The sequence below is a fragment of the Streptomyces sp. NPDC001093 genome (assembly GCF_040298985.1).
GTDB lineage: Bacteria > Actinomycetota > Actinomycetes > Streptomycetales > Streptomycetaceae > Streptomyces.
Genome location: NZ_JBEPBF010000299.1, coordinates 1 through 1291, shown reverse-complemented (window position 1 = coordinate 1291; position 1291 = coordinate 1). Strand labels below are relative to the sequence as shown.

1 pseudogene is annotated in these 1291 nt (G+C 79.7%); it reads right to left on the bottom strand.

The window, feature by feature from the left end:
• A pseudogene (locus tag ABT288_RS49985) lies at positions 1-1291 on the bottom strand (hypothetical protein); the annotation flags it as partial.

The window sequence follows — 1291 nt, the reverse complement described above, 5'->3', positions numbered from 1 at the left end:
CGCCGGACGGGCCGTCCGGCCGCAGCGGCGCCAGCGCCCGGGCGAACCGCTCCGCCCAGGCGACGGACACGGCGTCCACGGCGGCGAGCGTCCCCGGTCCGACGGGTCCGCCCGGCGCCACCCGCAGCAGCCGCAGCGCCGTCGCGACATCCCCGCCGAGCAGCGCCACGGCACCGCAGTGCCGGAACGTCGGCGTCACCGCGCACGCGGCCTCGTACGTCCGCGCCATGGGGGAGGCGGGCGAGGCGGGCTCGGTCTCGGCGAGACACACCACATGGATCCCGGCCCGCGGCCCGGCCACGGCCAGCCGCGCGAGCGCGTCCCGCAGCGCGCCGCCACCGGGGTCTCCGTCCAGGACGACGACGGTGTGGAGAGCCGGAGCCCCGCCGACCCCGCCGACCTCGGCGTCCTCCTTGGCCCAGGAGGGGCGGCGAGTGGGGGCCGAGAGGGCGGCCGACGGGTGGGTGCGGCTCGGCGCGGCAGGGGTGGCGTGTGCGGTGGCTCCGGTGTGGCCGAAAGCGGGCCCCCGGGTGGATGCGCCGGGGGCGGTGGGGGTGCCGGGGTGGCTGGAAAGCCCCTCCTGGGCGGGGGTGTCCCACCCGCCGGTGGCAAGGGCCTGGGCCCCGGAGGCCTCGGCGGGGATGCCCCCCACCGGCATGCCCGTGGGGGAGTCGGGCATGGGTGTGGCGGTGGGCTCGCTGTGCGTCGGGGCGCCCGGCGCGATACCCGGTGCCGGGACCCGGGTGGGGTGGGCCGCGGTTCGGCCGGTCGTCGCGTGGTCGTCGACCCGGCGCAGGAGTTCCTCCGTGCGGGCCGCCGCCTGCTCGCGGTCGTAGGCCAGCAGCAGCCGGCAGTCCTGGCCGTGGCCCGGTCGGACATGCGGGAGCCAGCCCAGCCAGGACCACTCGGCCGTGCGCTCCTCCACGGGACGGGAGCGGTCGGCGCTGATCAGCACGATCTCCAGCAGGTCGGGGGAGTGCAGCGCGGCCAGCTGGGCCAGCACCGCGCGGGTCAGCCCGGACAGCCGGGGGCGCGGTCCGGCCAGGCCCAGCGCGCCCGCCTCGCGCAGTGCCGCCGTCACGGGCACCGCGGGCACCACGCCGGAGCCGTCCGGAGCGCTCCGGTCCGCCGTGCCGAGCCGCACGGTCAGCGTCTCGGGATGACCGGGCCCGCGCTCCCACAGCCGGGGCCCCGGGCCGAGTGCCGTCAGCAGCAGTGCGGCGGGATCCGGCCAGGTCTCGGGCTGCTGCGGCGCGGTGACCGCCGGGCCGGCGCCGGCCCGGGCGCTCGT